Below are 23,501 nucleotides of genomic sequence, written 5' to 3' on the forward strand. Positions count from 1 at the left end.
GCACCCCGCGGGAAGAACAACCGGGTCGGTGCCCTCCGCCCCCCTAGGACCCGATCCGTCGGCGCTTGCTGCGAACCGAGCCTATCCCGTCATGTATTCGATGAAGCTCGCCAAAGGCATCCCCTCATCGAAGCGGAGGATGAAATTCCCCCCATCGCTCACAGCCGCCTTCGGGATCCGCTCGTAAAGGACCCTCATCGCCCCCGTGAAACCGCCGGCAGGCAGCGAATAGAACCGCCACGGGTCACGCCCCCGCAGGTTCTTCTTCCGGTAAGCGTAGAGCGGGACTATGCCGGCCCGGCCACAGTCTGTGAGCATCTTCTGGGCCTGCACCTTCATCTGCGTGGTGTTGCTAAGATGGATCGTCATCCCGCTCGAGGCCTTCACCTCGATCGGAAAGCAGATGTCGCCTCGTAGCGCCACCAGGTCCACGCCAAGCGAACCCGCAGCGCGCACCACCATGAAGGGGCGCTTCGCGATCCGCCCGTAACTATCCGCTACATCCTGGTCGAGGGCACCCGTCACCTTCCTCACCACATCCATATCGCCTGACAAGAGGCCCTTGAGTTCCCGTTCGAATACCGAAGACACGGTCGCGGATAGCCCATCTTGCGTCTTTAATTGCACCGTTCCCGCGTGGCGGCTGGGTCCCGCCCGTGAAGGCCTGCGCTCGTCAATTAGACGAGGGCCGACCTTGCACCCCGTTTGGACGCCCCAAGAAAGCATTTAATAGCCCGCGAGACCGATTTGTAATACACAGCGAGGGAAGTATGTTGGAACGGGTTTCTGCGCGTGAGATCATGACGACCTCGCCGGTCACGATCCCCTCCGAGGCCCTCGTTGTCGATGCGGCGAGGATAATGGCCGAAAACGACGTGGGAAGCCTCATCGTCGTCGACCATGGGGCGCCCGTGGGGATAATCACGGAGCGCGACCTCGTCGTGAAGGTGCTTGCCAAGAACAACGGGCATTCGCCCGTGCGCGATGTGATGTCCTCCCCTGTCGTCACCATAGGACCCGAGACCGACGTCTTCGATGCGGCGCGCAAGATGCTACGCCTAGGCATCCGGCGTCTTGCCGTGACCGATGGGACGAGACTCGTTGGCATCGTGACGGAGAGGGACCTTCTCGCCGTGTCACCGACGCTCATCGAGGCGACTAGCGAGTTGGACCGTGTGCGGCCACAGGCGGATTCTGGCCCGATGCAAGGCAAGTGCGACGGCTGCTCGACGCTCTCGGACCGCCTCATGGGCAGAGACGGGCTCCTCCTTTGCGAGGACTGCCTCACAGAAGATTAGTTTGACCGAAAAGGAGGTCGATTGACGTGAAAGCCAAAGATCTGATGACCACCGACATAATCAGCGTCGATAAGGATGAGAAACTCGAAATGGTCGTTTCGACCATGCGGAAAGCCCGCATCAGCAAGGTGCCCGTCACCGAGAAGGGAAAGCTCGTGGGCGTCATCACCGATGGAAGTATCGCAGACGAGCTCGGGTCGATAAAGACCAAGGGGATGCAGGCGTCTGCGCTTCACGCCTCATCCGCGATGACGAAGGAGTTTCACTCCGTAGGGCCGGACGCGGAATTCGGCGACATCATCGAGATATGCAAGAAGGACAACGTGGGACTCCTCCCCGTCGTCGAAAACGGGCGACTCCAAGGGATAATCACGAAGGCCGATATCTTGAAGTTCGTCGACAGCCACGCTCAACTACACACCGTGATGCAACGCACCCTCCACGCGGTACATCCGGGCGAGCGTGTGGTGCACGCGAGGCGCATGATGTTAGACCATGGGATCGAAAGGCTTCCCGTGATAGAACAAGGAAAGGTCGTCGGCATGGTGGGCGAATACGACATCGCCCTGGGGCTCGACGAGTTCAAGAAAAAATACCCCCCTAACCACCAGGCCGCGCAACTCAAGAACTTCCTCGTGGACGACATAATGGTCCGAAACGTGATATCGGCCAGGCCCGAGACCTCGATACGAGACGCGGCGAAGACGATGCTCGAAAAGGACGTCGGGGCGCTCCCGGTCGTCGATGGAACCGGAAAAATCGCCGGGATGGTCACGAGGACGGACCTCATAAGGAGCGGAACGAACTCGAATCACCATAAGGTCAGCGGGCATTAGGCGCCCGTTAGGCCCGCGCCGCTCAGGGAAGTGTTCTAGGCTAGGGTATCAACCGGGTGCGCGAGGTTTCGACCCTTGCTGCGTCGCTCGATGGCCGGCTTCAAGAGCCACAGGGAGCCGAACCCAAGTTCGGAGGACTCGCGAAGCTCGTCCTCCTCTCATCGAATGTCGCTTCGCTCCATTCGATGACCCTTCTGATGAAAAGCCACCTTTGGGAGTCGAACCCAAGACCTTCTGATTACAAGTCAGACGCTCTACCAGACTGAGCTAAGGTGGCAAATGCGTTAATTACGCCGCCCTGTCTCGCCCATTCGCATCTGGTGTCTCGACTCCAGGTCGCGGGAAGCCTGCCTTCGCCGCAATCCTTGCCAAGCCCCACACCTAGATAATCCCTTCGACGTGTCCAAGCGTCAGGATTTCTGGTACCTCCCCATCAACTCGCCCCATGCGAGTACCTTCCCCTCCATCGCCTTCGTGAAATTGGCTAGGTCCGCGCCCCGCGCCAAGGCGAGCGGCTCCGAGAGCGCGTAGGCCTTGAAGAAATACCTGTGGTCTCCTGACGGCGGGCAGGGACCCGTGTACCCGGTCCTTCCGGCGCCGTTCTGACCCTCGTGCGCCCCAAAACCTTCGAGGTCGGCGTCCTTTGCAAGGGACGCCCGTTCGATGGGGAGGTTCCAGAACGTCCAGTGGAGGAACGTGCCGCGCGGCGCGTCGGGGTCGTCCATGATGAGGGCGAGGGCCTTGGCGCCGGCGGGGACGTTGCCGATGGTTATCGGCGGCGAGACGTTCTCCCCTTGGCAAGTGTATTCGCGCGGGATCGGGGATCCTTCGGTGAAATCACTCGACGTGATGGTCAACGCCTTTGGTGAGTCCGTCAATGGGTCCATGGTGACTCCTGCGATCCAGCCGGCGACGAGGATGAGGAGCGACACGAGCGTCGTTTTCCCCCCACGGCCCGGTAGTACTGTCACACGCCCCTGATGGCGCCCGCATGGCATAATCGTCACCATCGCGCCCTTTGGAGGATGCGCGTTCCTCAGGAAGAAGCGCCATCGCTTTTCGCCGACCGCTGCTGCGTCACGGATTATCGTCGTGATCACGTGTGTCCGCGGTTGCCCGCAAGCGGGCGCGGCCCACCAGCGTGCGCCACGGGTATCAAGGATGGATCCGACCTCACCGACCCGATCAGCGTCAATCCGCGAAGTGGATATCGGCGACGAAGTGGCGTTCTTCGGGACTGTAGTTGCGCACTTCGCGGATCGTGCGCACCTCGTGGCGACGCGACGCCCCGGACCGGTCGAGGGCGTATTCCGTCCTTCTTGGGGCGTCGTCGGGCGATGAGATGAAATGGAAGTGCACGACGCCGCCCGGGCGCGTCGCCGAGATCGCATCCTGGAGAAACGCCTCGGCCCCATGCGGCAGGTTCATTATCACGCGGTCGACGCCTCCTTTGAGCGACGTTGCGACGTCCCGTGCGTCGCCCAACACGGCACGAACCTTGCCCCCCACCTTGTTCGCGGCCACGTTCTCGACAAGCAGGGCGTACGCGTCCGGATTGAGATCGACCGCGTAGACGCGCTCGGGGGCGGCGTTCTTGGCGATCATGACGGCGAAAGGCCCGACGCCGGCGAACATGTCGAAGACGACCTCGCCACTACGGACCTGCGAGGTCACGCGATTGCGCTCGGTGGCAAGGCGCGGTGAAAAATAGGCCCGAGCGACGTCCACTTTGAGGTCCAATCCATACTCGCGATGGCGCGTCGTGGTCCGGTCTTCGCCGGCGACGACCTCGACGCGGCGTAGACGGAGTTCGCCTTTCACGCCTTCGTCGATGGCGACGACCTTGGCGTTCTTGTTGGCTTTGAGGAGTGCTTTGCCGATCTCGGCCTTCTGACTTCGAAGCGGCGGCGGTAGCTTGATGATTATTATGTCGCCGATCACGTCGAAGCTCGACGGAAGAAGCGCTCGCAAGGACTCCGGCACGTCGAGGATCTCGGAATAATCGCGCGGAAGAAGGGGCGTCTCCTCAAAATCGAACAGGCCGCTTTCCACCTTGAAGCCGAGAAGCGTCGCACCTTCCTCCACCGGGAAAAGAACGTCTTCGCCCTCCTTCGCCACGCGTAATCCGATCTTCAGGACGCGCGCCTCCACTAGCCGGCGCCGTACCTCCTCCGCGTCGGCGCTGGCGACCCGCACGTAACGCTGGAGCACGAGCCTCGTGATGCCCGGCCTCATTTATATCTTAGGGCCCCTATGCGCCTCGCGTGAGCGGACTCGTCTTCATAGGATTGGGCCTTCACGACGAGAAGGACATCACCCTGCGAGGCCTTGAGGAGGCCCGCTCGTGCGACGCGCTTTTCCTCGAATCCTACACGTCGCTTCAGGCCCCGACCTCGCGAAAAGGGCTTGAGAAGCAAGTGGGAAAGCCCATCACTCGGGTCACGCGAAAGGACGTCGAAGGCGGCGATGCGATCTTGGCGGCCGCATCGCGTGGAAAAGCGGGTCTCCTCGTCGTCGGCGATTCCATGGCCGCGACGACGCACATCGACTTGCGCCTTCGCGCCGAAAAGGCGGGCATACGCACGTCGATAGTGCACAACGCGTCGATAATCACCGCCGCGGCCGGATCCCTCGGGCTCCAGTCGTACAAATTCGGCAGAAGCACGACGCTCGTCATCAGCCGGCCGGGCTTTGCGCCGGAAAGCCCGTACGACGTCGTCGCGGCGAACCTTGCAGCTGGAAACCATACGCTCGTGCTCCTTGACATCGATGTCGAGTCGGGGCGTTACATGACTGCGAACGAGGGACTTTCTCAACTCGAGTCGATAAGCCGCAAGCGCGGCGACGGGCTCATCGGGGAAGATACGACCTGTTGCGTCGTTACGCGCGTCGGGGGCCCGAGCGAGACCGCGAAGGCCGGCCCGCTCAAGGCATTGGCGTCCATGGACTTCGGGCCGCCGCTCCACGCGATCGTCGTCCCGGGGCGTCTTCACGACGTCGAGGCCGAGGCCCTTCGGATCCTGGCCGGTCTTACGACCTTGGGCTGATGGTCGCACACGCCGGGGATGCAACCCCGACGTTCCCTGCCGCCCACGCGCGGCGGAAAGTATTTGATTGTTCCATGTTCCTCATGAAACACATAGGAGGCTGTCGGGGCGACGCCAACGCACAAGGACACCGGCCAAACGTCGGCAGGCGGCCCCTTCGCGGTCCTCGGGGCCGTCGTCATGCTTCTCGGGGGCCTGTCACCGTTGATCGTCGACTCGTCGCAGGCGCATGGCGCCGAACTCGTCGCCGTTCTCCCTTACGAGGCGCTCGGGACGTCGGCCGTGATGGCGGGAAGCGACGTGTTCGTGTTCGGAGGGTTCGACAACGACGCCTCCTATTTCGACTCGATAGTCCGGTTCAACACGACCACCAAGGTCGTGACCACGATGGCCGCGACGCTTCCCGGTCCGCGGGCGTGGACGAGCGCCGTCTGGGACGGTGAAGCGGCCTACGTCTTCGGCGGTTACGGAGCGACCTGCCCCGGGTGCTCCAAAGCGCCGCTGCGGGACATCATCAAGTACGACCCCTCGACCGATACGGCCGTGGAACTCACGGCGGAGTTTCCCACGGGCCGACGCGGGACGAGCGCCGTGTGGAACGGTTCGAAGGCGTTCATCTTCGCAGGGGAGACGCCCGGCGGACTCTCGTCGAGTGTGTCGACCTTCGATCCGGTGACCGGCGTGGTCGCGAGCGCTAGCGGCGCCTTCTCGAGTGGACGGACGGAGACGAGCGCGATCTGGGACGGGCGAAACGCCTACGTCTTCGGCGGCCGCGGGTGCGCCACCTCTTCCGGGTACTGCTCGCAGATCACGAGGTACAACACGACGACGGGCACAACGACCGTGATGGGCGCGACGCCACCGGAGGAACTCGCCTCCACGAGTGCTGCGTGGGACGGTTACGCCGCGCACGTGTTCGGCGGAAGGCGCTGCGACGGTCAATGTTACTATGAGTGGAAGGTCTTCCGGTACGACACGACGACCGGAAGCCTCACGACGGCGCCGGCCGGAAGCATCTACCCACGCTACGGCATCGGAGCGGCCACCGATGGCAACGGCATCTACCTCTTCGGAGGCGGCGTGGAGCAAGATCATTTCCCCGACCCCGTCGGTTACGCGTACTCCACGATCTTCAACTATACCCTCACACCGGCCGGCACGGGAAGTGTCCTGGCCATCGCGGGGCCGGGTCGCGGCGAGACACGGGTCACATGGGGTCCACCCGCCTCTAACACGACGCTCGGCCCCATCACGGGCTACGCGCTCTACCGGCAACCGCCCATCGGGATCTTCTCGCAGATCGCGTCGCTCCCATCGACGGCCAGGTCGTACAACGACACCGGCCTCGGCGACAACGAGACGTGGGAATACTACGTGACGGCCTTCAACTACGCCGGGGAGGGCGAGGATAGCAACCTGGCGTCCGTGACTACCTACGGACTCCCATCGGCGCCTCGAAACCTCGCGGCGGTCGCAGGGCCTGGCCGACTCCAGGTGAGCCTCACGTGGTCGGGGCCTGCGAGTTCGGGCGGCGCGGGGGTCGCCGGTTACACCGTGTACCGGGGCCCCGTGGGCGGACCTCTTTCGAGCGTCGCGCTGGTCCCCTCCAACACTTTCACCGATTCCGGCCTCACGGACGGCGCCTCCTACGAATACCGGGTGTCCGCGAGAAACCTCGTCGGGGAGGGACCGTTGAGTGCGGCGGTTGTGGCGACGGCGTACAACGCCACCGCGCCATCGGCGCCTACCGACCTCGTCGCGATCCCGTCCGGTATCGGCACGGTCCGCCTCACTTGGGAAGCTGCGGCGGACGGAGGTCGCCCGATAACGGGCCACGTCGTTTACCGCGGCCATTTCGTCCCCGCGTGTGCCTGCTTCCTATACGGGCCTCTTGACGCGGGACCGGGGACGCAGTTCACGGACACGAACGTGCCCACGGGCATCTATCAATACAAGGTGGCGGCGCGTAACGTCGTCGGCCTAGGCCCGCAATCGGCCGGCGCCCACACGGTGGCGGCGCGTTGAGCCGCCGCGTGCTCATTTCGCGGTGACGATGCGCACCACGTCCCCGTTCTCAAGGGCGTGATCCGCTCCCATCACCATCTTGGTCCTTGCGTTCACGGCGCGGATGAAATGGTCGCCGAGATCGGTGTGGACGCGGTAGGCGAGTTGCTTCGCGGTGGTGCCGCGAGGGACGAGATGGGCGTCCGGAAGGACGCGACCTTCCTTGTCCGTGTAGTGCGAGTCGTCCTCCACGGGGTAGACGACGACCTGGTCGAGCGTCTTGAAGACCACGTCCTCGAGCGCGCACTCCACTCCGGTCGAGCCGAACTTTTGGAGGACGTGCATGCGGATGAATTCGAGGGCCTTCCTTTGCTTCTCGCTCAGTTTCGAATCGTCGACGATCTTGAAGTCCGCCTCCCCCGGCAGGTAATCGATGACGCCGGCGTTCGCGGCCTTTCGTAACGCGAGCTCCGATTCCGCGGAGCTGGCCAGGACGGGGTACGACTTGATCGCCAGGAGCCGTTCGACGATCTTCGGATCGGCCTTGTCGGCCTTGTTGGCCGCGACGAGCATCGGTTTCGACGCCTCGCGCACGGCCCGCGCGAAGGCGAGAAGTCCCTCGTCGCCCCAGAGTGTCGGCCGCTCGGGGTTTAGCCCCGTCTTTCGAAGGGCCGCGTGGACGTTCAATTCCGTGACGCCAAGCCCCGCAAGCCTCTCGTGGAGGATGGGTTCTATCTTCTTCTTTTGCATCTCGGCCCCCCGGACGGTCTCGCGCCAACCGCGCTCCAGGATGCCGCGTATCCAGAAGGCGATCTCGTCGGGAAGGAACTCGACGTCCTTTGCCGGATCGTAGATGCCTGCCCCCACCTCGCGGCCCTCCTCGTCCGTCGACCCGGAGGCGTCGACGATGTGGATGAAGGCGGAGGCCTTCCTCAAGTCGTCGAGGAACTTGTTCCCGAGGCCGCGGCCTTCGTGCGCTTTCGGGACGAGGCCCGCCACATCGATGAGTTCGACCGGGACAAGGCGGGTCCCGTCTTTGCAGGCCCCGGTGCGCGGCGTGCACTGAGTCTTCAGCGCGACGTGCGGGCAAGGGCTTCGCACGAAGGCGACGCCCCGGTTCGGTTCGACGGTGGTGAACGGGTAATTCGCTATCTCCACCGGGACGAGAGTGAGGGCGGAGAAGAAGGTGGATTTGCCGACGTTGGGCTTCCCCACGAGACCCACTTCTAGCATCGAGGCGTTACGGCGGTTATCGGTAATAGAGGTTCTTGAACCACCGGTGCGGGGACAGTCATCTTTTCGGCGATTCCCTGACGAGTATCGATCGGCCCGTCATCTCCTTCGGCGCCTCGATGCCCATGAGGTCGAGTACTGTAGGCGCCACGTCCCGGTGACCGCCGCCGCTTGCAAGGCCAACGTCCTCGTCTCCGATGAAAAGAAGCGGCACGGGGTTTGACGTGTGGGCGGTGTGCGCTCCGTTCTCGCCTTGCATCTTCTCCACGTTCCCATGGTCCGCCGTGATCAGCACGTCGTATCCCCCGCTTCGTGCGGCCGTCACGACCTCGCCAAGACACGAGTCGACCGCCTCCACGGCCTTGACGGCCGCGTCGAACTTTCCAGTGTGCCCGACCATGTCCATGTTCGCGTAGTTGACGAGGATGAAACCGAGGTCACCGCTTGTCGCTCGCTCGATGACTGCGTCCGTGATGGCCCGCGCGGACATCTCGGGCCGTAGATCATAGGTCGATACCTTCTGTGACGCGACCAGTACGCGCTCTTCCCCCTCGAAGGGCGTTTCGTCCATCCCGTTGAAGAAGTAGGTCACGTGGGCGTACTTCTCCGTCTCGGCCACGCGAAGCTGTTTCACGCGCGCTTTCGAAAGGACGCCGCCGAGAAGGTCCGTCAACGCGACCGGCGGGAACGCGGCCTTGAGCGGAAACGTCTCGTCGTACCGGCTCATCGTATAGCACTTGACGCGGGGGAAGGAGATCCGCCCGAACTCTTTGAAATCCGCATCGAAGAGGGCCCTCGTCATCTGGCGGGCGCGATCCGGGCGGAAGTTGAAGAAGAGGACGACGTCGCCGTCGGCAAGGGCGGGCGCGCCGGCGATTCGAACAGGTCGCACGAACTCGTCGGTCTCGCCGCGCTCGTAGGCCGCATCCAATGCGTGCGAGGCGGTCGCCGGGCCTGTCGTGCCTTTTCCAGCAAGGACATCGTCCTTTCCAACAATGACGTCGTGGTACTCCTTCGTGCGTTCCCAGCGCCGGTCCCGATCCATCGCGAAGTAGCGGCCACCCACCGTCGCGAGCCGGCCGACGCCTGTGACCTTGAGTTCTTTCTCGATCCTCTCGATGTACCTTTGCGCGCTTTGCGGCGGCGTGTCGCGCCCGTCGAGTATCGCATGCACCGCGACGTCCGAAAGCCCCTTCGCTTTGGCGAGGCGGAGTATCGCGGATAGGTGAGCGATGTGCGAATGGACGCCGCCATCCGAGACGAGACCCATGACGTGGAGGCGCGCGCCCTTCGAAGCGTCCATCGCCTCCAGGAGGACGGGATTCGAGTCGAACGAGCGGTCCTCGATGGCCATGTCGATCCTCGTAAGCGACTGGTAGACGACGCGCCCGGCTCCAATGGTAAGGTGACCGACCTCGCTGTTTCCCATCTGACCGCGCGGAAGCCCCACGGAAAGCCCGGACGCCTCAAGCAACGTGTTCGGGCGGTCGCGAAGCCAACCTTTGAGGTTCGTCGCGTTCGCCGCTGCGAAAGCGTTCCCGATCGTTTCCTTTGAATGGCCCCAACCATCAAGGACGACGAGGAGGACCTTCTCCCCATGCTTCGACGTCGAGGAGCCTTGCTTCAGAAGAGCGCCCCCAAGGTGAAAGCGAGGACGGTGCCGGCGGCTATCGAGATGAGGTTGACCTCCTCCTTGTTCACCATGCCTTCGAGTTCGAGGAACGCGCCCAAGAGCGAATCGATCTGGCAACCGATGAACCCGACCAACGTGGGCACGATGAGGTTGAAGGCGTTCACCTTGAGCACACCCGTGAGGGTGAAGAGGGGTGCGATCACGCCAAGGAGCACGATGCCGAGGAATGCGATGGTGAAAGCCCCGATGAAGGCCGCCGTCGTCCCGGGGACGGAGACGCCGCCGTCCGTGCCGGGCGGGACACGCTTCAAGGTCGTTATCATGTAGACCTCGTCGGAGAGGGAACCGAGTTCGCTCGCAAGCGTATCGGACGCGGCGACGGCGATCGTGGAGACGAACGTCAACGCGGCGATGTCGGGGCCTTCAAGGCCGTACTGGCCGACGATCACCGGGTAGAGGACGGCGACGATCGCGGGCATGAGGCCGTTGGCGAGGACGTTGCGGATCCTTCGAACGCCCCCCTTCCGTTCGGCCACACCCCGCTCCTTCTTTTCGGCGTACTTGTACTTGGTCGCGACGACCGTGATCCCAAGAAGGGATATGATGAGAAGCACCCAGAAGATGTTCGTGTAGTAGACGATCGCCGCCCCGAGGAGGAAAGCGACGAACGAGGCCGAGAGGGTGAGCATCCGTTTCTTGAAGGCAAGGAACGAGAAGACCGCGACGATTGCGAGCTCCACCGCGAGCTTGATGTCGCCCGTAAGTAGCGCCGCCATCCGGGGGCGAATCCCACCGGGTGCCTAAAAACCCGTTGCCAAGCATGGAAGCGTGTGGCGTGGTCCCGGCTGCCCACTGGAAACCGGGAAAGCGCGCAAGGCGACCTTCGACCGCCGCGGTCTTCACTACATGGAGACGGAGGTCGGCCTCGGGCGCCGCGGGGAGGAAAAAAAAATCGATGCGGGTGCGCCCGGAACCGGGCACACCCTGCAAACGTGACGCGCCTAGACCCTTTCTTCTTCCGTGAGCTCCTCTTCCGCCCGTTCCTTCTTCTCCTCGGTCGGGGCCTCGGGGGCGCTCGCTTCGGCGGGGGCGTCGGTCACCGGTTCTTCCGGCGTCTCGGCCGCTTCGACCGGTTCCGGTTTGGCGAACATCGGCTCGTGTTCGATGGGCTCGGCCGGTTCCTTCCTTATCTCGGATTTCCTGATCTCCACCTTCTTCACCGGGTAGACCTTTCGGCTCACCTTGAAGAGGGCAGAGTTCAACTCGCCGTTGATCATGTCGCGCGTGAATTCGGGTAACGTGAGGCGGGAGCCGAAGTCCGTCATGACCGTCGCCATCTCGCGCCTGATCTGCGCTTCCTGGCTCGTCTTCGTCCGCTTCTCGGTGACCGCGACGGGCTTCACGCGAAGCGAATACCCGTCCTTCGTGGTCACGTCGTAGACGGCGTCGATCTTGCTGTGCTTCCTGCGGATGAGCCTCCGGAGGTAGTCGGTCGTGAGTTCGTGGCCGACGAACTTGCTCGTCGCGTCAAGCCCCACGACGCCATTGACCTTGAAGAAGAGCTTCACGTGGACCTTTGAGAAGTCGCCCGTGATGTCCTGCATCGTGGCCTCGGCGATCCGGCCCATCATCTTCTCGGGCTCGTCGGCGAGCGTCACAGCCACCGGCACCTCGTTGAAGATCTTCGGGGCCTTGATGCTGTACCACTGCTTGGTCTTCCACTTGTCCTTGACTTTCTTCTGAACGGTTCGTGCCTTCTTTTCGGCCATTCTGGTCAACCTCTGTACCGGGGTCGGCGGAATCGGACGGTTGTCCGGCGCCAAACGACGTCTTACGCCCTATTGGGCATCCCTCGCCCGGAGGTAGCCTCAGGATGCGGACTTGGTATTTAAAACTGGGGGCGTCCACGGTCCGACACGGAGGCTGGAGGCGCCCACGGTCCCAAACGAAGCCGTTCAACGGGGGGGTCACGTCGTGCAAGCGCCGTCGGCCGCGGCGCCATCGTCATTAAGCGCCTACCGGATTCGGGTGCATGCCGGTAAAGGGTAGGACCAAGCCCGCCAAGCGACCGTCCCGAGTCGTCAAGGGAAAGGCCACGGCGACGAAAGGCAAGGCGTCCAAGGCCACTGCCGGACGCTCCCCCGCGAAGAGAGGTAAGGGTCCCCGGGCGAACGCGAAGGCAGGTGGTGGCGATCGTACGCGAGCCGCCGCGAAACCCGGTACAAAGCTTGTCGACGAGGCGACTCGCACCGAGCGGACTCACACCGAGGGGGACTGGCGCGAGGCCACTCTCGCACGCATGCGGACGCTCATCCTGGAGGCCGACCCCGACATGATCGAGGAGCGCAAATGGAGAAAACCTTCGAATGGGATGGCGGGAATCCCAGTCTGGTCGCACGGGGGGATGGTCTGCACCGGGGAGGTCCACAAGAATGTCGTGAAGCTAACGTTCGCCAGGGGCGCTAGCCTCGACGACCCCAGCCACCTTTTCAATTCCAGTTTGGCGGGCGGCACACGACGAGCGATCGACATCCAAGAAGGGGAGAAAGTGGACGCCGACGCGTTTAAGGAGTTAGTGAGGGCAGCGGTGGCGGGGAATGCGATGGCGAAGGAACGGTAGAGTCTGAGGATTGTGGGCCTGGGAGTTGGATGGGTAATCCCGCCTGGCCGGGTCCGATTGCCCCATGTTCTTTGGGGGAGCGCGCGAAGGGCACGCGCCATGCCTCCATCGTTCGGCGTCAACGTTGCAGCGGCTCGGAGGCGCCCATGGGAGCTACACAACTTTCGGAGCATCATGAGAATTATCTATATATAACGACAGTCTTTAACTGTTGTAGTAAATGAACATTGACCTTCTCCGGGCGGCGTTCCCATCCTCGGAGTTCAGTACGCGCGAGGCCTCGGCGGCCCTAGGCACGTCCACAGCGACGACGCGCACGCTCCTGAACGAACTCCGCACCAAGGGCCTCCTGATCCGGACCGGCCGTGGCCGCTACCGCGTGGCACCGGATTCGAACCGCGCCGCCTTGGATCGCCGTCGCATCGAACTACGCTTGGAGCATGCGCTGGAGGCCCCGCTCCGCATCGGCTTGGACGGGCCCGACGCGGTCTCGTTGTGGACGCGGGGCCGATACACGGTGCGCTCCGAGTCGACGGCCATCCACATCGCCGTCGCCGCCGACGACGAAAAGGCTTACCGCAAATACCTAGACGAAATCGGACTCCCCATCGGCGAAGAATACCGCCGCCCCCACGTGGCCCTGCGCGTCGTCCCGGAACCCTGCTTCACGGTCCTCGAAGGCAAGCCTGTACTTGACCGCGAGGCGGTCCTGGCGTTCATCCACGACAACCCAATCACTTACGATGGAGCAGATGAATGGCTGGTAAAGACGTAGAACTGAAAGCACGTGAACAGGAGCTGTACACGGTCCTCCAGGACTGGCCCGACGTGCAAGCCATCATGGTCGGCGGATACGCTGCCAGTGCCTGGTCGTTCCCACGCTTCAGCCATGACCTCGACTTTATCATCAGCGAAGCCGACGCGCCCACTCTCCGGGACCACTTCACGTCGCACAAGCTCAGCCTAACGAAGGAACGCCCCGACATCGAGCAGAACTACGGCGGCGCCGGGGAGCGTTGGGAAGGCGGCGACCGCGACGTCACCGTCGACCTCTTGGTCAACAGCATCCAGGACCGAAGCTTCGAAATCCCCATGCTCCTCGGTGAACTCTGGAAGGACCGCGCCACGCGACCGGTGCGAGGCATCACGGAAAGCGGCCTCGAGATGCCCGTCATCAGCAAGGAGGCCCTTATTGCCCTCAAATGTCAACCAATGCGGCCGCGCGACATCGGTGACATCTGCGCCGTCGCGTACACCGGCTACCAAGCCGACCGCCTCCACGAGCTCCTCGCGCCAATCATCGAACAGAGACCCGACCTGTTCCGGGAACGCGTCGACACGCTCAGCAAGGCACTGGGTTCGACGCAAGAAGAACTCCAACAAGCTCTGGGGCCGCGCATCCCCGGCTTCAAACGAATCCGCGACGATATGCAGGTGACCGTCGATGGGCTGCTAGCCCGCCTGCGTCGCTGGGGTTTGGCCGGGTCGTCGGCGTGACGCCGAACGAATCGCTCACGCCGACTTGCTCCGCTTCGCTGCGCAAGCGGCCGATCTCAGTCGTTCGCTCGCCCCGCAATCGCCATGAATCCCCCGCGCCATCCAGGTTCATGCCAACCAAGGACAAACGTGTCGTCGGCCGTGGGAAGAGATCCGGCGGAGCCAAGCGAAAAGGGTCTCTCGGCTGCCGCGACGCCCGCCCTCCTCTCCGGCGGCAATCCCCAGATTCCCAAAGCGGAGGGCGACGCGCCTGTGAAGGCATACATCGCAGCGATGCCGGGGTGGAAGCGTGACGTCGGCAAGCGTCTCGATGCGCTCATCGTGCGCAGCGTCCCCGACGTGCAGAAGGCCGTGAAGTGGAACTCGCCGTTCTACGGGATAGATGGCAAGGGTTGGTTCCTGTCGTTTCACGTCTTCACGCACTACGTCAAGGTGACGTTCTTCAACGGCACGTCGCTCAAGCCCGTTCCACCGGGAGGCACGGGCAAGGACGCGCGTTGGATCGACATCCATGAGGATGATTTCGACGAGGCGAAGATCCTGGCATGGGTGAAGCAGTCGGCCAGGTTGCCCGGCTGGATCCCTTAGTCCACGCCGGGCCGACGCCATTCTCTTTCCCGTTTGCGCGACGTGATCGGCGCTCCCTCGGCACGGTGTGGCCGGGCATCGTGGGAGGCGCCAGAGCGCGGCGGCCGAAGGGTGTCCCATGCGGGCCCCGGGGCACGGTGTCTTGGTCGCCAAACGTCGGGCCGTTAGGTGAAGGTTGAAGTGAAGGAGGCCGGTTCCCGGGTCGTGCTCTCCCTCCAAAGGATGCTAGCCCCCGCCCGTTTCGCGCCTCGACGGGGTGCGCCTTTGGCTCCCCTCGTCCTCATCGTCGTTACGCTCGCTCTCGTTCCGGCGGGCCCGCTCGATGGCACCGCCAGCGCCACTTCGCACACGCCGACATTCGTTGAGAGCTGGTACACGTTTCCCGGCGGGCCCGTGGAACTGGTAAACGTGACGGTCTGGTACGATGCGAGCCACTACAGCAACAAATGGTCATGGTACCTCCCGTTCGGTTTCAGGCCAGTCGCCGTCTCAGACGACCTCGGAAGCATATCCTTCACCGAGGAGGCGAACGGCCAAATCGTTTTCGAGACCCATTACGCATTCGGGTCCGGCTACAAGTCTTTCAAGATCACCGGTTCGGGAGCCGCCACGAAGACCATCACCGAGGGGATGTACCTGTCCTCCGCCTGGGCCCCGGCGACCGAGGGAAACGCTCGTCTCGTCATCGAAGCGCCGGCGGGCGGCGTCGTCCTCCTTCCGAACGGCACGCAGTACTCGCGCTGGGTAGAGACACGGTCGAAGTCGATCAGCCGTGCTTTCCTCTTCGTCCACAAGGACGCGATAGAGAGCCGTCGCCTCGGGAACACGACGCACTACGCGTTGCTCACGCCGGCCTCGTGGGAGTCTTCTTCAGGGAGCGCATCGCAGCGCGCGTTCGCCGTCGCCAACCTTGCGGAGGCTTTCATCCCGCGCCTTGAGAACATCACGGGGTTGCCGATGCCCCAGGGCGGGCGCGTCCTCGTCATCTACGCTCCGTCGACGCTTTTCGAATGGGAGGCCGGGTGGTACCAAAGCGGGGTGATAGCCGTAAGAGCCGAGGACTACGAGAACGCCAGTTACGACTGGGACCTCCGCGGTGGAAGCACACTCGTGCATGAAACGTCCCACGCCTTCCTCGACGAACCCCTCGATTGGGCAGGCGGCGGCGCGTCTTGGTTCGACGAAGGCCTGGCGACGTATTCTGATAACTCCTTCGAGGACGCGCATCCCGAGTGGCTCGTCGAGTGCAAGCCGGGCTTCTATTGCCAGAACCTCTCGTCAAAGATCGGCTTTGACGACATCAAAGGCATCTACGAGAACGGGACGGCTTTCGATCGGGAATGGACGCCCCACGCGACCCAGACGACCGCTTCTCGACATCTCGCGTACGAGCGTGCCGGTTTCGTCGTCGGGGCCTACGTGGCCCAGTTCGGCGAAGCGGCCCTAGTCGATGCGATCGCCCGCATCAAGGCCCAAAACGACGTGGAGATCGACGCCGAGTGCAAGCCTTGCGTCCTCGATGCGCTCGAACGACTGCTCATGGAAGCCTCTCACGCAGCGACGGCGTCCCCCATCTATCAGCCTTACCGCGCGGAATTCGCCACCGGCGGCGAGGCGCTCCGATGCTCCGTCAAAGGGCTAGTCGTTTTCGAACAGTTCTTCCTCAAGGAGGAAAGGGGGAATGGCGAGCCAAGATGCGCCGGCCACCGGCCGCTTCAAGCAATAGTTCCCGATTTCACATTGAACACGACGCTTCTCGACGTGAACGTCGATTCGAGCACCTCGCGAAATGCTTCCGATGACGACGAGGTCGACTGGGACTGGGGCGAGGGCCGGATCAAGGGAAGAGGGATCCGAGCGAACCACACTTACTCGGCGCCCGGCATCTACGAGATACGATTGACCATCACCGCAGTGGACGGGCGCTCGTTCACGACAAGCAAGTTGGTAGAGATCAAGGGCCCGAACGTGCCCCCTGTGGCAAGGCTCAACGTCACGACCGATGGGCTCACGGCCGTCGTGGACGCCGCCGATTCCACCGATGGCGACGGCTTCATCGCGGCCTATGAGTGGGATTGGGGCGACGGGAACACCTCGACGGACCTTGCCGCTATCCACGCGTATTCCTCGGCGGGCCAGTACACGCTCCGCCTCACCGTGGTCGACAATCAAGGCGGGGAGGGCGAGACGAGCGCAAGCGTCACGGTAAGGCGGAAGGCGATCGAGGAACGCTCGGAGGACACTGGCGGCGACGACGGGCGCTCAAGCGACGACGCGACGGCGTCAAAGAATTCTGGGGAAAACGGGGACACGACGGATGGGGGCGGCGTGCTTGATGGCAAGGACGCCGACGGTGAGTTGAAAGGCCCCGGATCCGGTGAAACCGAGACGCCGTACCCCGGGCTCGAAATCCTTCTACCCGTGGCGCTATCGGCCTTCGTCCTTTCGACCCGTCGAAAGTGACCTCGCGACGGGCAGGACAGGGGACGAGGAAAGCATGCCTCCTGCCACCGCTTGCGCCCGCGGACCCTTGCTGCGCCCCATAAGTTCTTGGTGGTGGCGGTCGCGTGGCATGCTCGCCGCGTTTAAGTAGGCTCATCACTTTTCGCGCCTGTAATGCTCGACATCAGGCTCATCCGAGAAAAGCCCGGCGAACTCCGGGCGAACCTTGCCCGTCGAAATCACGCCCCATGGCTCGAACTCTTCGACAAGGTCGTCGAGGAGGACAAGGAGTGGCGGCTCGCCCAGAAGAAGGTCGACGACCTTCGTGCGGCGAAGAACAAGACCGCCTCGCGTATCGGGGAACTTATGCGCGAGAAGAAGAAAGAAGAGGCCGACGCGGCCCGACGCGAAGCCGCCAAACTCGGCGCCGAACTCGAGTTGGAGGAAGCGGGCCTTCAAGACTGGCTCGCCGAACTCAACAAGAAACTGATGCGCCTTCCGAACATCCTCCACGAATCGGTGCCCGTCGGGAAAGACGACGCCGAGAACAAGGTGGAAAAGACGTGGGGCGATGCCAAGAAGCCGGCCTTTGACCTGCGGGCCCATGGGGAGTTGATGGAGGCCGCGGGGCTCGCCGACTTCAACCGCGCGGCAAAGACAAGCGGGGCGGGCTTCGTTTTCCTCAAAGGCGAACTGGCACAACTTGACTTCGCATTGCAGCTATACGCGCTCGATTTCCTTCGCAAGAAAGGCTGGACGATAATCGAGGTCCCGGTGATGATCCGCCGCGCCGTCTACGAGGGCGTCACCGATCTATCCGACTTCGAGTCCGTCATGTACAAGATCGAGAACCGGGACGCAGGCGTCGAACCCGGCGACGAGATGTACCTCATAGCGACGAGCGAGCACGCGATAGGCGCGATGCACCACGACGAGATACTCGAAGAGGCCGCGATGCCGCTCAAGTACGCCGGGATATCGCCCTGCTTCAGGCGAGAGATAGGAGCGCGCGGTGTGGACACGCGCGGCCTGTTTCGCATGCACCAGTTCAACAAGATAGAACAGTTCATCTACTGCAAGCCAGAGGATTCGTGGGCGTTCCACGAGGAACTGCTCGCCAATTCGGAGGCGCTCTTCCAGGGACTCGGCATCCCGTACCGCGTCGTCAACGTCTGCACGGGAGACATCGGCACCGTGGCGGCCAAGAAATACGACATAGAAGCATGGAGCCCGAGGCAGGGAAAATACGTCGAGGTCGTGTCGTGCTCCAACTGCACGGACTATCAAGCACGGCGACTCAAGTTGAGGATAGGCCGCGTGGGAACCGAGAAGCGCACGCCGCACACGTTGAATAGCACGGCCATAGCCACAAGCAGGGCGATGGTCGTCATATTGGAGAATTACCAGAATGCGGATGGGACGGTGACGGTGCCCGAGGCGCTACGGCAGTACATGGGCGGGGCCGATCGTCTGGGCGCCAGTGCCTCGGCCTCTGGTCCTACGGCGAACCGTTAGCGGTGCCGCCGTTTGCTTGAAAAGAGGGCAATGCCGAGCCCGATAGCGGTCACAACACCCGTTCCCGAGAATCCCGGCACGGGCGAAATGACCGGCAGGAGGTGCTGTTCATCTTCGCGCACGTCGCCGAGAGTCCCGTCGTTCGAAGGTGATTCCGGGTCGCTGTACGGCGCGAGGGCCCCGCCCGGGTGCATTTCGAAGATTGTGAGTAAAGAGCCATTGGTTGCCACCGGATCAAACATTGGTACGGAAGATAGGTACGCCTGCCGCCCGAAATCATGGTGGTAGGTCGCTGCGAGCACCGGACGGCCATCTGGGAAGATTCCCATCGACCAAGGGTGGATGACATAGCGCTCCACCGAGCTCATGCAGTGCGGCAAGTCGAAGGTCTGTCCGCCGTCCAATGATTCAACGGCGAGAAAGCACCCGTTTGACGCCCGCACGACCTCGTCTTGTGAATGGGTCCAGACGATCCAAACGCGCGAGCCTCGTGTTGCAAGAGTGGCTAGGGGCGTGTCGGCCGTTTCCGGAACAAACGATCCTTCCGCCGGGCCATTCAGGAGTCGGGCATCGGCGTCCCCCGAAGGTGTCACTCTCACGTACACTCCATCGCTTCTGGAGCTTGGATTGCCGCCAAAGATGCCGAACTTCGCCATGTTCAGGGACGAACGCACGATGGCATGCGCATTCCCTTGCCCATCGACCGCCATCGATTCGACGTGATGGGCGTTGTTGCGGTCGTTCGCGCCAGGAATCTCGGCTGCCGGCGAGAAACTCGCTCCACCGTCGCTGGACGTCGCGTACCACACAGTCCCGGTGTACGGACTCCTGCGCACATCGGCGAACACGAAAACTCGGTCGTCAGGCGAGGAGCCCACGACCACGCGTCCATTGAGGTCTCTCCATTCGTCGCGACCAAAGTCCCAAGCCAACGCGGCGTCCCCGTCCTGGCCTACGTTCCATACGGTGACACCGCCAAATTCCCGGTCGGAAGAGTCTGACGCGAGTCGTCCAGCCAGCACGATCGACCCGTTCGAGAGCTCCGTGCCGGACATCTCCCCACGGAAGGTCAGGTTAGTCGACAAGATCACCGATGATGTGATTGACATAGTTCGTAGATCCACGCGCACCATTCGAGCGGGGCCGGTGTAATCCCCTTCGCCATCTTCGTTGCGGAGGAAAAAGCCCAGGGAATCGTCGCTCATGGGAACGAAAGCCCAGCCCTGGACATCTGGCGGCAGGTCGCCCGGGAGTTCGAGGGGCGTCGAGAACGTGTGTCCACCGTCCCGCGAGATGACGAGTTGAACCGCGTCTGCGATTGGAAACGTTCTCTTTTCCCCCCGTCGAGATGGCGCAGTGCGCTCCACACGACGACCATCTCGCCGCGTTGCGTGACGTGTGCCCTTGCGCGGTGATACTCCTGGTCCGTCGTCGCCGGGAACCCGGAAACAACTCCAGGGTAGAGACCGTGCGCGGGCGCAGCACCATGTAACTTGACTTCGGCGCGTGATGTCGCCCTGGCGATTGCGTTCCCATCCGGCAGGGTCGTCTCGTCGAAAAGGTACGGAATCTCGATGGAACCTCCAAGAGGCGGACGCTGAGATCGCGTTCGAGTCGCACGTTTCGCAGCAGAAGGCTGAAAAATGCCTCGCTTTTCACTTCAAGAGGGATGATCCTGTCGGCCACCGCCCCGGCAATACGGTCCTCATGAGCGACGACGAGATGCGTGTTTCCTTTGGCGTTGGCGGAACGTACCGTAGCCCGTAGAAGGCCGGATTCGATGTTGGCGGTGAGCGCCGGCTCGGACCCGTATTGTTCGGCGTCGGCGCCTGCGGCAGGCGCGGCGAGTGTGCCGATCACAATGGCCCACGAGGCAATCATCACAAATCTCATGTGCACACGTCCAGTAGGCGATTAACTTGAGGAATTCCGCGCTAATAGTACATGATTATTGGTCGAATCGATGGCGACGGAAAGCGGGCCGGTGGCACGGGAAGGGAAATGCCGCGCCCCGCGCGTTGAACAGCACGGCAATAGCGACGAGCAGGGCGATGGTCGTGATATTGGAGAATTACCAGTATGCGGATGGGACGGTGACGGTGCCGGAAGTGCTGCGGCAATACATGGGCGGGACCGAAAGGCTCGGGAAGCCGTCCTAGGCGGTAAACGGGAACACGGCACCGGCGTTCCACGCCACCTCAAGCGCCTTCCGGGCGTGCCTCGGAGTGCGTGTCGCGCTCAAGGGCCTTCGTGGTCGCATCGTCAAGCCCCAACGACGCCGCGAGCCGTTCTAGCATCTCGCGCTCCTCGCGGCTGAGGTTTCCGTCCGCCCAGGCGCCGGCCACGGCCTCGCGATAGACACGAGCGCGCTCTTCCGACGACATCTCGCCGACGCTTTTGACCCCGGGCATGGCCGCGCTCGCCACCTTCTCGGCCGCTCGCTGGAGGGGCGCGATTGCGAATACCAACAGGCCGGCAGCGGCGATACCTATGTAGGTCCCGAGGCTTTCGGCGAAGACCACCTGTGCGGTTTCGCTCACCACGAAAAAGACGCCGATGAAGGCGGCGGCGATCGTCGACTGCTTGATCGTCCACTTGACCTTCAGGTCGAGGCCGAGCAGTTGGTGGCGAAGGATTGCGTACGCGGCGACCGCGGCGCCAAGGATCCTGGCGACGCCGTTGAACCCGTCGTCGAGCACCGAACCAGGAGGACTCGACGCCGTCACCAGCATGCCCGCAAGGGGCAGGGCGAATGCGAAGAGACTGACATTTCTGGCCAGCCTCGCCGCGGGTCGTGGAGCGTTTCGGGTTGCCGACAGCCAAGCGGATCCGACTATGAGGCTCATCGCCAGCATGGGCGGCCAGGGGGTAAGGTTGCCCGCATCGACCGCCACGTTCCCCGTGACCAGGCCGGGGAATATGAGGAGGGCCACAGACAGCATGGCGGCCTGACTCCAGGCCGAGTCATCCCCGCGAGCGACGGCGGTGGAATAACGGCCGGCGAGGATGAGAATCGCGCACCAGAGAAGGCCGTAGAAAACGGCGAGCCCCACTTGCGAAAATTGGTCGGCCGGTCTTGCAAGGCGCGGCCATACGATGACCAGGTAGGCTCCAACGAACGCCACACTAAGTAGCGCGGGCCGAATCAGCTTACGATGGTCTTGCTGGGCCATGCGCTTTGGAAACGTGACCACGAGAGCTATGAGCATGCACCCCGCGATGAGCAGGATCGCGCGCGCTGCGACAAGGAGAACCTCGTCAAGGGAATCATCGTCGGAAGTCAGGTTCCGAAGGAAGAACGATACTCCGAACAACGTCGCGTAGCTCCCGAAGAACAAGGATGATGGGCGACCCCGACCGAGGACGAGCGCCATGACGCCTAGAGCGAGGAGGACGATGCCGCTGCCCGCGTTGATCCAGGCCGAGGCCGTTGGCAAGAAACTCATCGATTCACCCCGCGTGCGGCCTCCGTCTCAAGCTGCAGCGCACGCTCGGCCCCGAGGCCGAACAATCCGAAACAAAGCGTCCCAGCGTTTCGCGGACGTAAGCAAAGCATCCATACTCCCAATGTGGCCTCAAGGAGACCCGAGAAGCCGTTCAGAAGCACGAGTGTCGTGAAGGCCATCAGACTGCCTCCGTCCGGCCGGTCCCGCCCTCCAGGACCTCCGCCTCAAGCTTAATCGCCTCGTTCCCATCGAGACCGAGATTGTTTGCCAACCGGACGAGGACGAGCCGCTCCTTGGCGGTTAGGCTCCCGTCCATCATGCTGTCGGACACGGCTGCTCGGAATATCTCGTTCTTACGCGACTCCACGTAGGCGTCGGTGTCCTTCACTCCGGGCATGGCCTTTTCCGCGAGCCGGTCGGCCGCCCGTTCGAGGGGCCTCAGGGCCAAGAGAAGGACACCTGCGCCTACCGCGCCGCCGAGTGTGCCGAGGCTCGCGCTCGCCGCGTTCTGGACCAGTTGCTCGATGACGATGAAGACGAAGAGGAACGCGCCAACGATGGCCCCCCGGCGGATCCCGACCTTGATCTTGAGGTCGATGTCGAAGAGTTGCGTGTGCAGGATCCCGTACGAAAGCCACGCGACGAGCCATAGCGTGGCCAAGAGGACGCCCCAGATGAACCACGAGCCGAAGCGCGAGGGGCCCCCGAGCTGGACGGGAAGGAGGCTGTATGCCAGGAGCGCGACGAGCGTGACATGGTAGACGCCGAACCCGGTGGCGTAGCACCGCATCTGCCGGCGCACGACCGGCGTTCGCGCGTGCCTGTAGGACGAGAACGCCACGCCAACGGCGAAGAGCAGCATCAGCAACGACGCGATGTTGAACGGCGACCGGGCGGGCCCGAGCAAAACCGACCACGGTGTCTCCGTGCCCCGCGTCACGCCGAGCTGCCACCACGAGGGCGCGAGCACCACCGTCAAGGACAATGTGCCGACGAGGCCCAGCACCGTGACGCGACCAACGTGGGTGCCGAGCCACCCGACGACTGGCGTGGGGAGGGTCCCCAGAAAGCCGAGGTACGCGCCGTGAAACCATAGGACGGGCAGCGTCAGGGCGAGGCCCAGTGCCCACCCGTCCTGCGGGCTCGTCGTGGAGAAAAGCAAACCGGTGGTGCCCGCGTAGAGCCCGAGGCAGAAGAAGAACAGCGCCGGAAACCGGTTCCGGGTGCGGTCGGGGCGCAGCAGCAACACCACGGCCGCCATCAAGATCTCGAGGCAGGAAAGCGCGAGGCTGGCCAGCGGCGCGGCGTTGAGCTCGAAGGCCACCTACGCCTCCCTCCACGC

The 23,501-nt window shown here is 63.2% G+C and carries 22 protein-coding genes and 1 tRNA gene; 11 read left to right on the forward strand and 12 right to left on the reverse strand.

The annotated features are described in order from the left end of the window. Positions 1-81 precede the first annotated feature (81 nt). Positions 82-726: a Holliday junction resolvase gene (locus tag HY556_01035; GenBank protein MBI4392369.1), complete on the reverse strand. Its 645-nt coding sequence runs from the start codon at positions 724-726 to the stop codon at positions 82-84. Positions 727-800: 74 nt separating this feature from the next. Between HY556_01035 and HY556_01040 the strand changes: the two genes are divergently transcribed. Continuing rightward, positions 801-1,298 carry a CBS domain-containing protein gene (locus HY556_01040; GenBank protein MBI4392370.1) on the forward strand — a complete coding sequence of 166 codons (498 nt, stop codon included), beginning with the start codon at positions 801-803 and terminating at the stop codon, positions 1,296-1,298. Between the two features lie 26 nt (positions 1,299-1,324). Next, positions 1,325-2,134: a CBS domain-containing protein gene (locus HY556_01045; GenBank protein MBI4392371.1), complete on the forward strand. Its 810-nt coding sequence runs from the start codon at positions 1,325-1,327 to the stop codon at positions 2,132-2,134. 203 nt (positions 2,135-2,337) lie between these two features. Here the strand turns inward: HY556_01045 and HY556_01050 are convergent. The 3 genes from HY556_01050 to HY556_01060 form a co-directional block, all read right to left on the reverse strand. Continuing rightward, positions 2,338-2,411, reverse strand: a tRNA-Thr gene (locus tag HY556_01050). A 133-nt stretch (positions 2,412-2,544) separates the two neighbouring features. Then, the gene (locus HY556_01055; protein ID MBI4392372.1) at positions 2,545-3,021 is read right to left on the reverse strand and encodes a YbhB/YbcL family Raf kinase inhibitor-like protein; all 477 of its coding nucleotides are present in this window, start codon (positions 3,019-3,021) and stop codon (positions 2,545-2,547) included. 304 nt (positions 3,022-3,325) lie between these two features. After that, entirely contained in the window at positions 3,326-4,369 is a 1,044-nt protein-coding gene (locus HY556_01060; GenBank protein ID MBI4392373.1) for a class I SAM-dependent methyltransferase family protein, read from the reverse strand. Between the two features lie 29 nt (positions 4,370-4,398). On the opposite strand from HY556_01060, the gene dph5 reads away from it, so the two are divergent. Both dph5 and HY556_01070 read left to right on the forward strand, forming a co-directional pair. Continuing rightward, positions 4,399-5,181, forward strand: coding sequence for a diphthine synthase (gene dph5 / locus HY556_01065; GenBank protein MBI4392374.1), 783 nt, complete (start codon positions 4,399-4,401; stop codon positions 5,179-5,181). Between the two features lie 180 nt (positions 5,182-5,361). Then, positions 5,362-7,206 (forward strand): fibronectin type III domain-containing protein, encoded by a 1,845-nt coding sequence (locus HY556_01070; GenBank protein MBI4392375.1) that lies wholly within the window; start codon positions 5,362-5,364, stop codon positions 7,204-7,206. A 12-nt stretch (positions 7,207-7,218) separates the two neighbouring features. Here HY556_01070 and HY556_01075 read toward each other — a convergent pair whose 3' ends face one another. The 4 genes from HY556_01075 to HY556_01090 all read right to left on the reverse strand — a co-directional run bounded on the left by HY556_01075 (position 7,219) and on the right by HY556_01090 (position 11,820). Next, the gene (locus tag HY556_01075) at positions 7,219-8,418 is read right to left on the reverse strand and encodes a redox-regulated ATPase YchF (protein ID MBI4392376.1); all 1,200 of its coding nucleotides are present in this window, start codon (positions 8,416-8,418) and stop codon (positions 7,219-7,221) included. 58 nt (positions 8,419-8,476) lie between these two features. Further along, positions 8,477-10,045, reverse strand: coding sequence for a 2,3-bisphosphoglycerate-independent phosphoglycerate mutase (locus HY556_01080; protein ID MBI4392377.1), 1,569 nt, complete (start codon positions 10,043-10,045; stop codon positions 8,477-8,479). Further along, positions 10,042-10,827, reverse strand: coding sequence for a DUF92 domain-containing protein (locus HY556_01085; protein ID MBI4392378.1), 786 nt, complete (start codon positions 10,825-10,827; stop codon positions 10,042-10,044). The genes HY556_01080 and HY556_01085 overlap by 4 nt, the downstream gene beginning before the upstream one ends. Positions 10,828-11,052: 225 nt before the next feature. Further along, positions 11,053-11,820: a 30S ribosomal protein S3ae gene (locus HY556_01090; GenBank protein MBI4392379.1), complete on the reverse strand. Its 768-nt coding sequence runs from the start codon at positions 11,818-11,820 to the stop codon at positions 11,053-11,055. Positions 11,821-12,083: 263 nt separating this feature from the next. On the opposite strand from HY556_01090, the gene HY556_01095 reads away from it, so the two are divergent. The 6 genes from HY556_01095 (at position 12,084) to serS (ending at position 18,713) form a co-directional block, all read left to right on the forward strand. Next, on the forward strand, positions 12,084-12,671 hold the full coding sequence (locus tag HY556_01095; protein MBI4392380.1) for a DUF1801 domain-containing protein: 588 nt from the start codon (positions 12,084-12,086) through the stop codon (positions 12,669-12,671). 220 nt (positions 12,672-12,891) lie between these two features. After that, on the forward strand, positions 12,892-13,446 hold the full coding sequence (locus HY556_01100) for a type IV toxin-antitoxin system AbiEi family antitoxin domain-containing protein (protein ID MBI4392381.1): 555 nt from the start codon (positions 12,892-12,894) through the stop codon (positions 13,444-13,446). Further along, on the forward strand, positions 13,428-14,168 hold the full coding sequence (locus tag HY556_01105; protein MBI4392382.1) for a nucleotidyl transferase AbiEii/AbiGii toxin family protein: 741 nt from the start codon (positions 13,428-13,430) through the stop codon (positions 14,166-14,168). Before HY556_01100 ends, HY556_01105 begins: the two co-directional genes overlap by 19 nt. An 84-nt stretch (positions 14,169-14,252) precedes the next feature. After that, positions 14,253-14,756: a DUF1801 domain-containing protein gene (locus tag HY556_01110; GenBank protein ID MBI4392383.1), complete on the forward strand. Its 504-nt coding sequence runs from the start codon at positions 14,253-14,255 to the stop codon at positions 14,754-14,756. 204 nt (positions 14,757-14,960) lie between these two features. Next, a complete protein-coding gene (locus HY556_01115; protein ID MBI4392384.1) occupies positions 14,961-17,219 on the forward strand; it encodes a PKD domain-containing protein in 2,259 nt (752 codons plus the stop codon). 153 nt (positions 17,220-17,372) lie between these two features. Then, positions 17,373-18,713 (forward strand): serine--tRNA ligase, encoded by a 1,341-nt coding sequence (gene serS / locus HY556_01120; protein ID MBI4392385.1) that lies wholly within the window; start codon positions 17,373-17,375, stop codon positions 18,711-18,713. Here serS and HY556_01125 read toward each other — a convergent pair. Then, a complete protein-coding gene (locus HY556_01125; protein ID MBI4392386.1) occupies positions 18,710-20,080 on the reverse strand; it encodes an exo-alpha-sialidase in 1,371 nt (456 codons plus the stop codon). The genes serS and HY556_01125 overlap by 4 nt on opposite strands. 552 nt (positions 20,081-20,632) lie before the next feature. On the opposite strand from HY556_01125, the gene HY556_01130 reads away from it, so the two are divergent. Then, the gene (locus HY556_01130) at positions 20,633-20,872 is read left to right on the forward strand and encodes a hypothetical protein (GenBank protein MBI4392387.1); all 240 of its coding nucleotides are present in this window, start codon (positions 20,633-20,635) and stop codon (positions 20,870-20,872) included. Between the two features lie 39 nt (positions 20,873-20,911). Here HY556_01130 and HY556_01135 read toward each other — a convergent pair whose 3' ends face one another. From HY556_01135 to HY556_01145, 3 genes are read right to left on the reverse strand one after another with little or no spacing between them, the layout of a single operon-like run. After that, the gene (locus HY556_01135; GenBank protein ID MBI4392388.1) at positions 20,912-22,159 is read right to left on the reverse strand and encodes a hypothetical protein; all 1,248 of its coding nucleotides are present in this window, start codon (positions 22,157-22,159) and stop codon (positions 20,912-20,914) included. Then, positions 22,156-22,338 carry a hypothetical protein gene (locus HY556_01140; protein MBI4392389.1) on the reverse strand — a complete coding sequence of 61 codons (183 nt, stop codon included), beginning with the start codon at positions 22,336-22,338 and terminating at the stop codon, positions 22,156-22,158. The genes HY556_01135 and HY556_01140 overlap by 4 nt, the downstream gene beginning before the upstream one ends. Continuing rightward, entirely contained in the window at positions 22,338-23,483 is a 1,146-nt protein-coding gene (locus HY556_01145) for a hypothetical protein (GenBank protein ID MBI4392390.1), read from the reverse strand. Before HY556_01145 ends, HY556_01140 begins: the two co-directional genes overlap by 1 nt. Positions 23,484-23,501: the final 18 nt, after the last annotated feature.

Source organism: Euryarchaeota archaeon, assembly GCA_016207515.1.
Lineage (GTDB): Archaea > Thermoplasmatota > SW-10-69-26 > JACQPN01 > JACQPN01 > JACQPN01.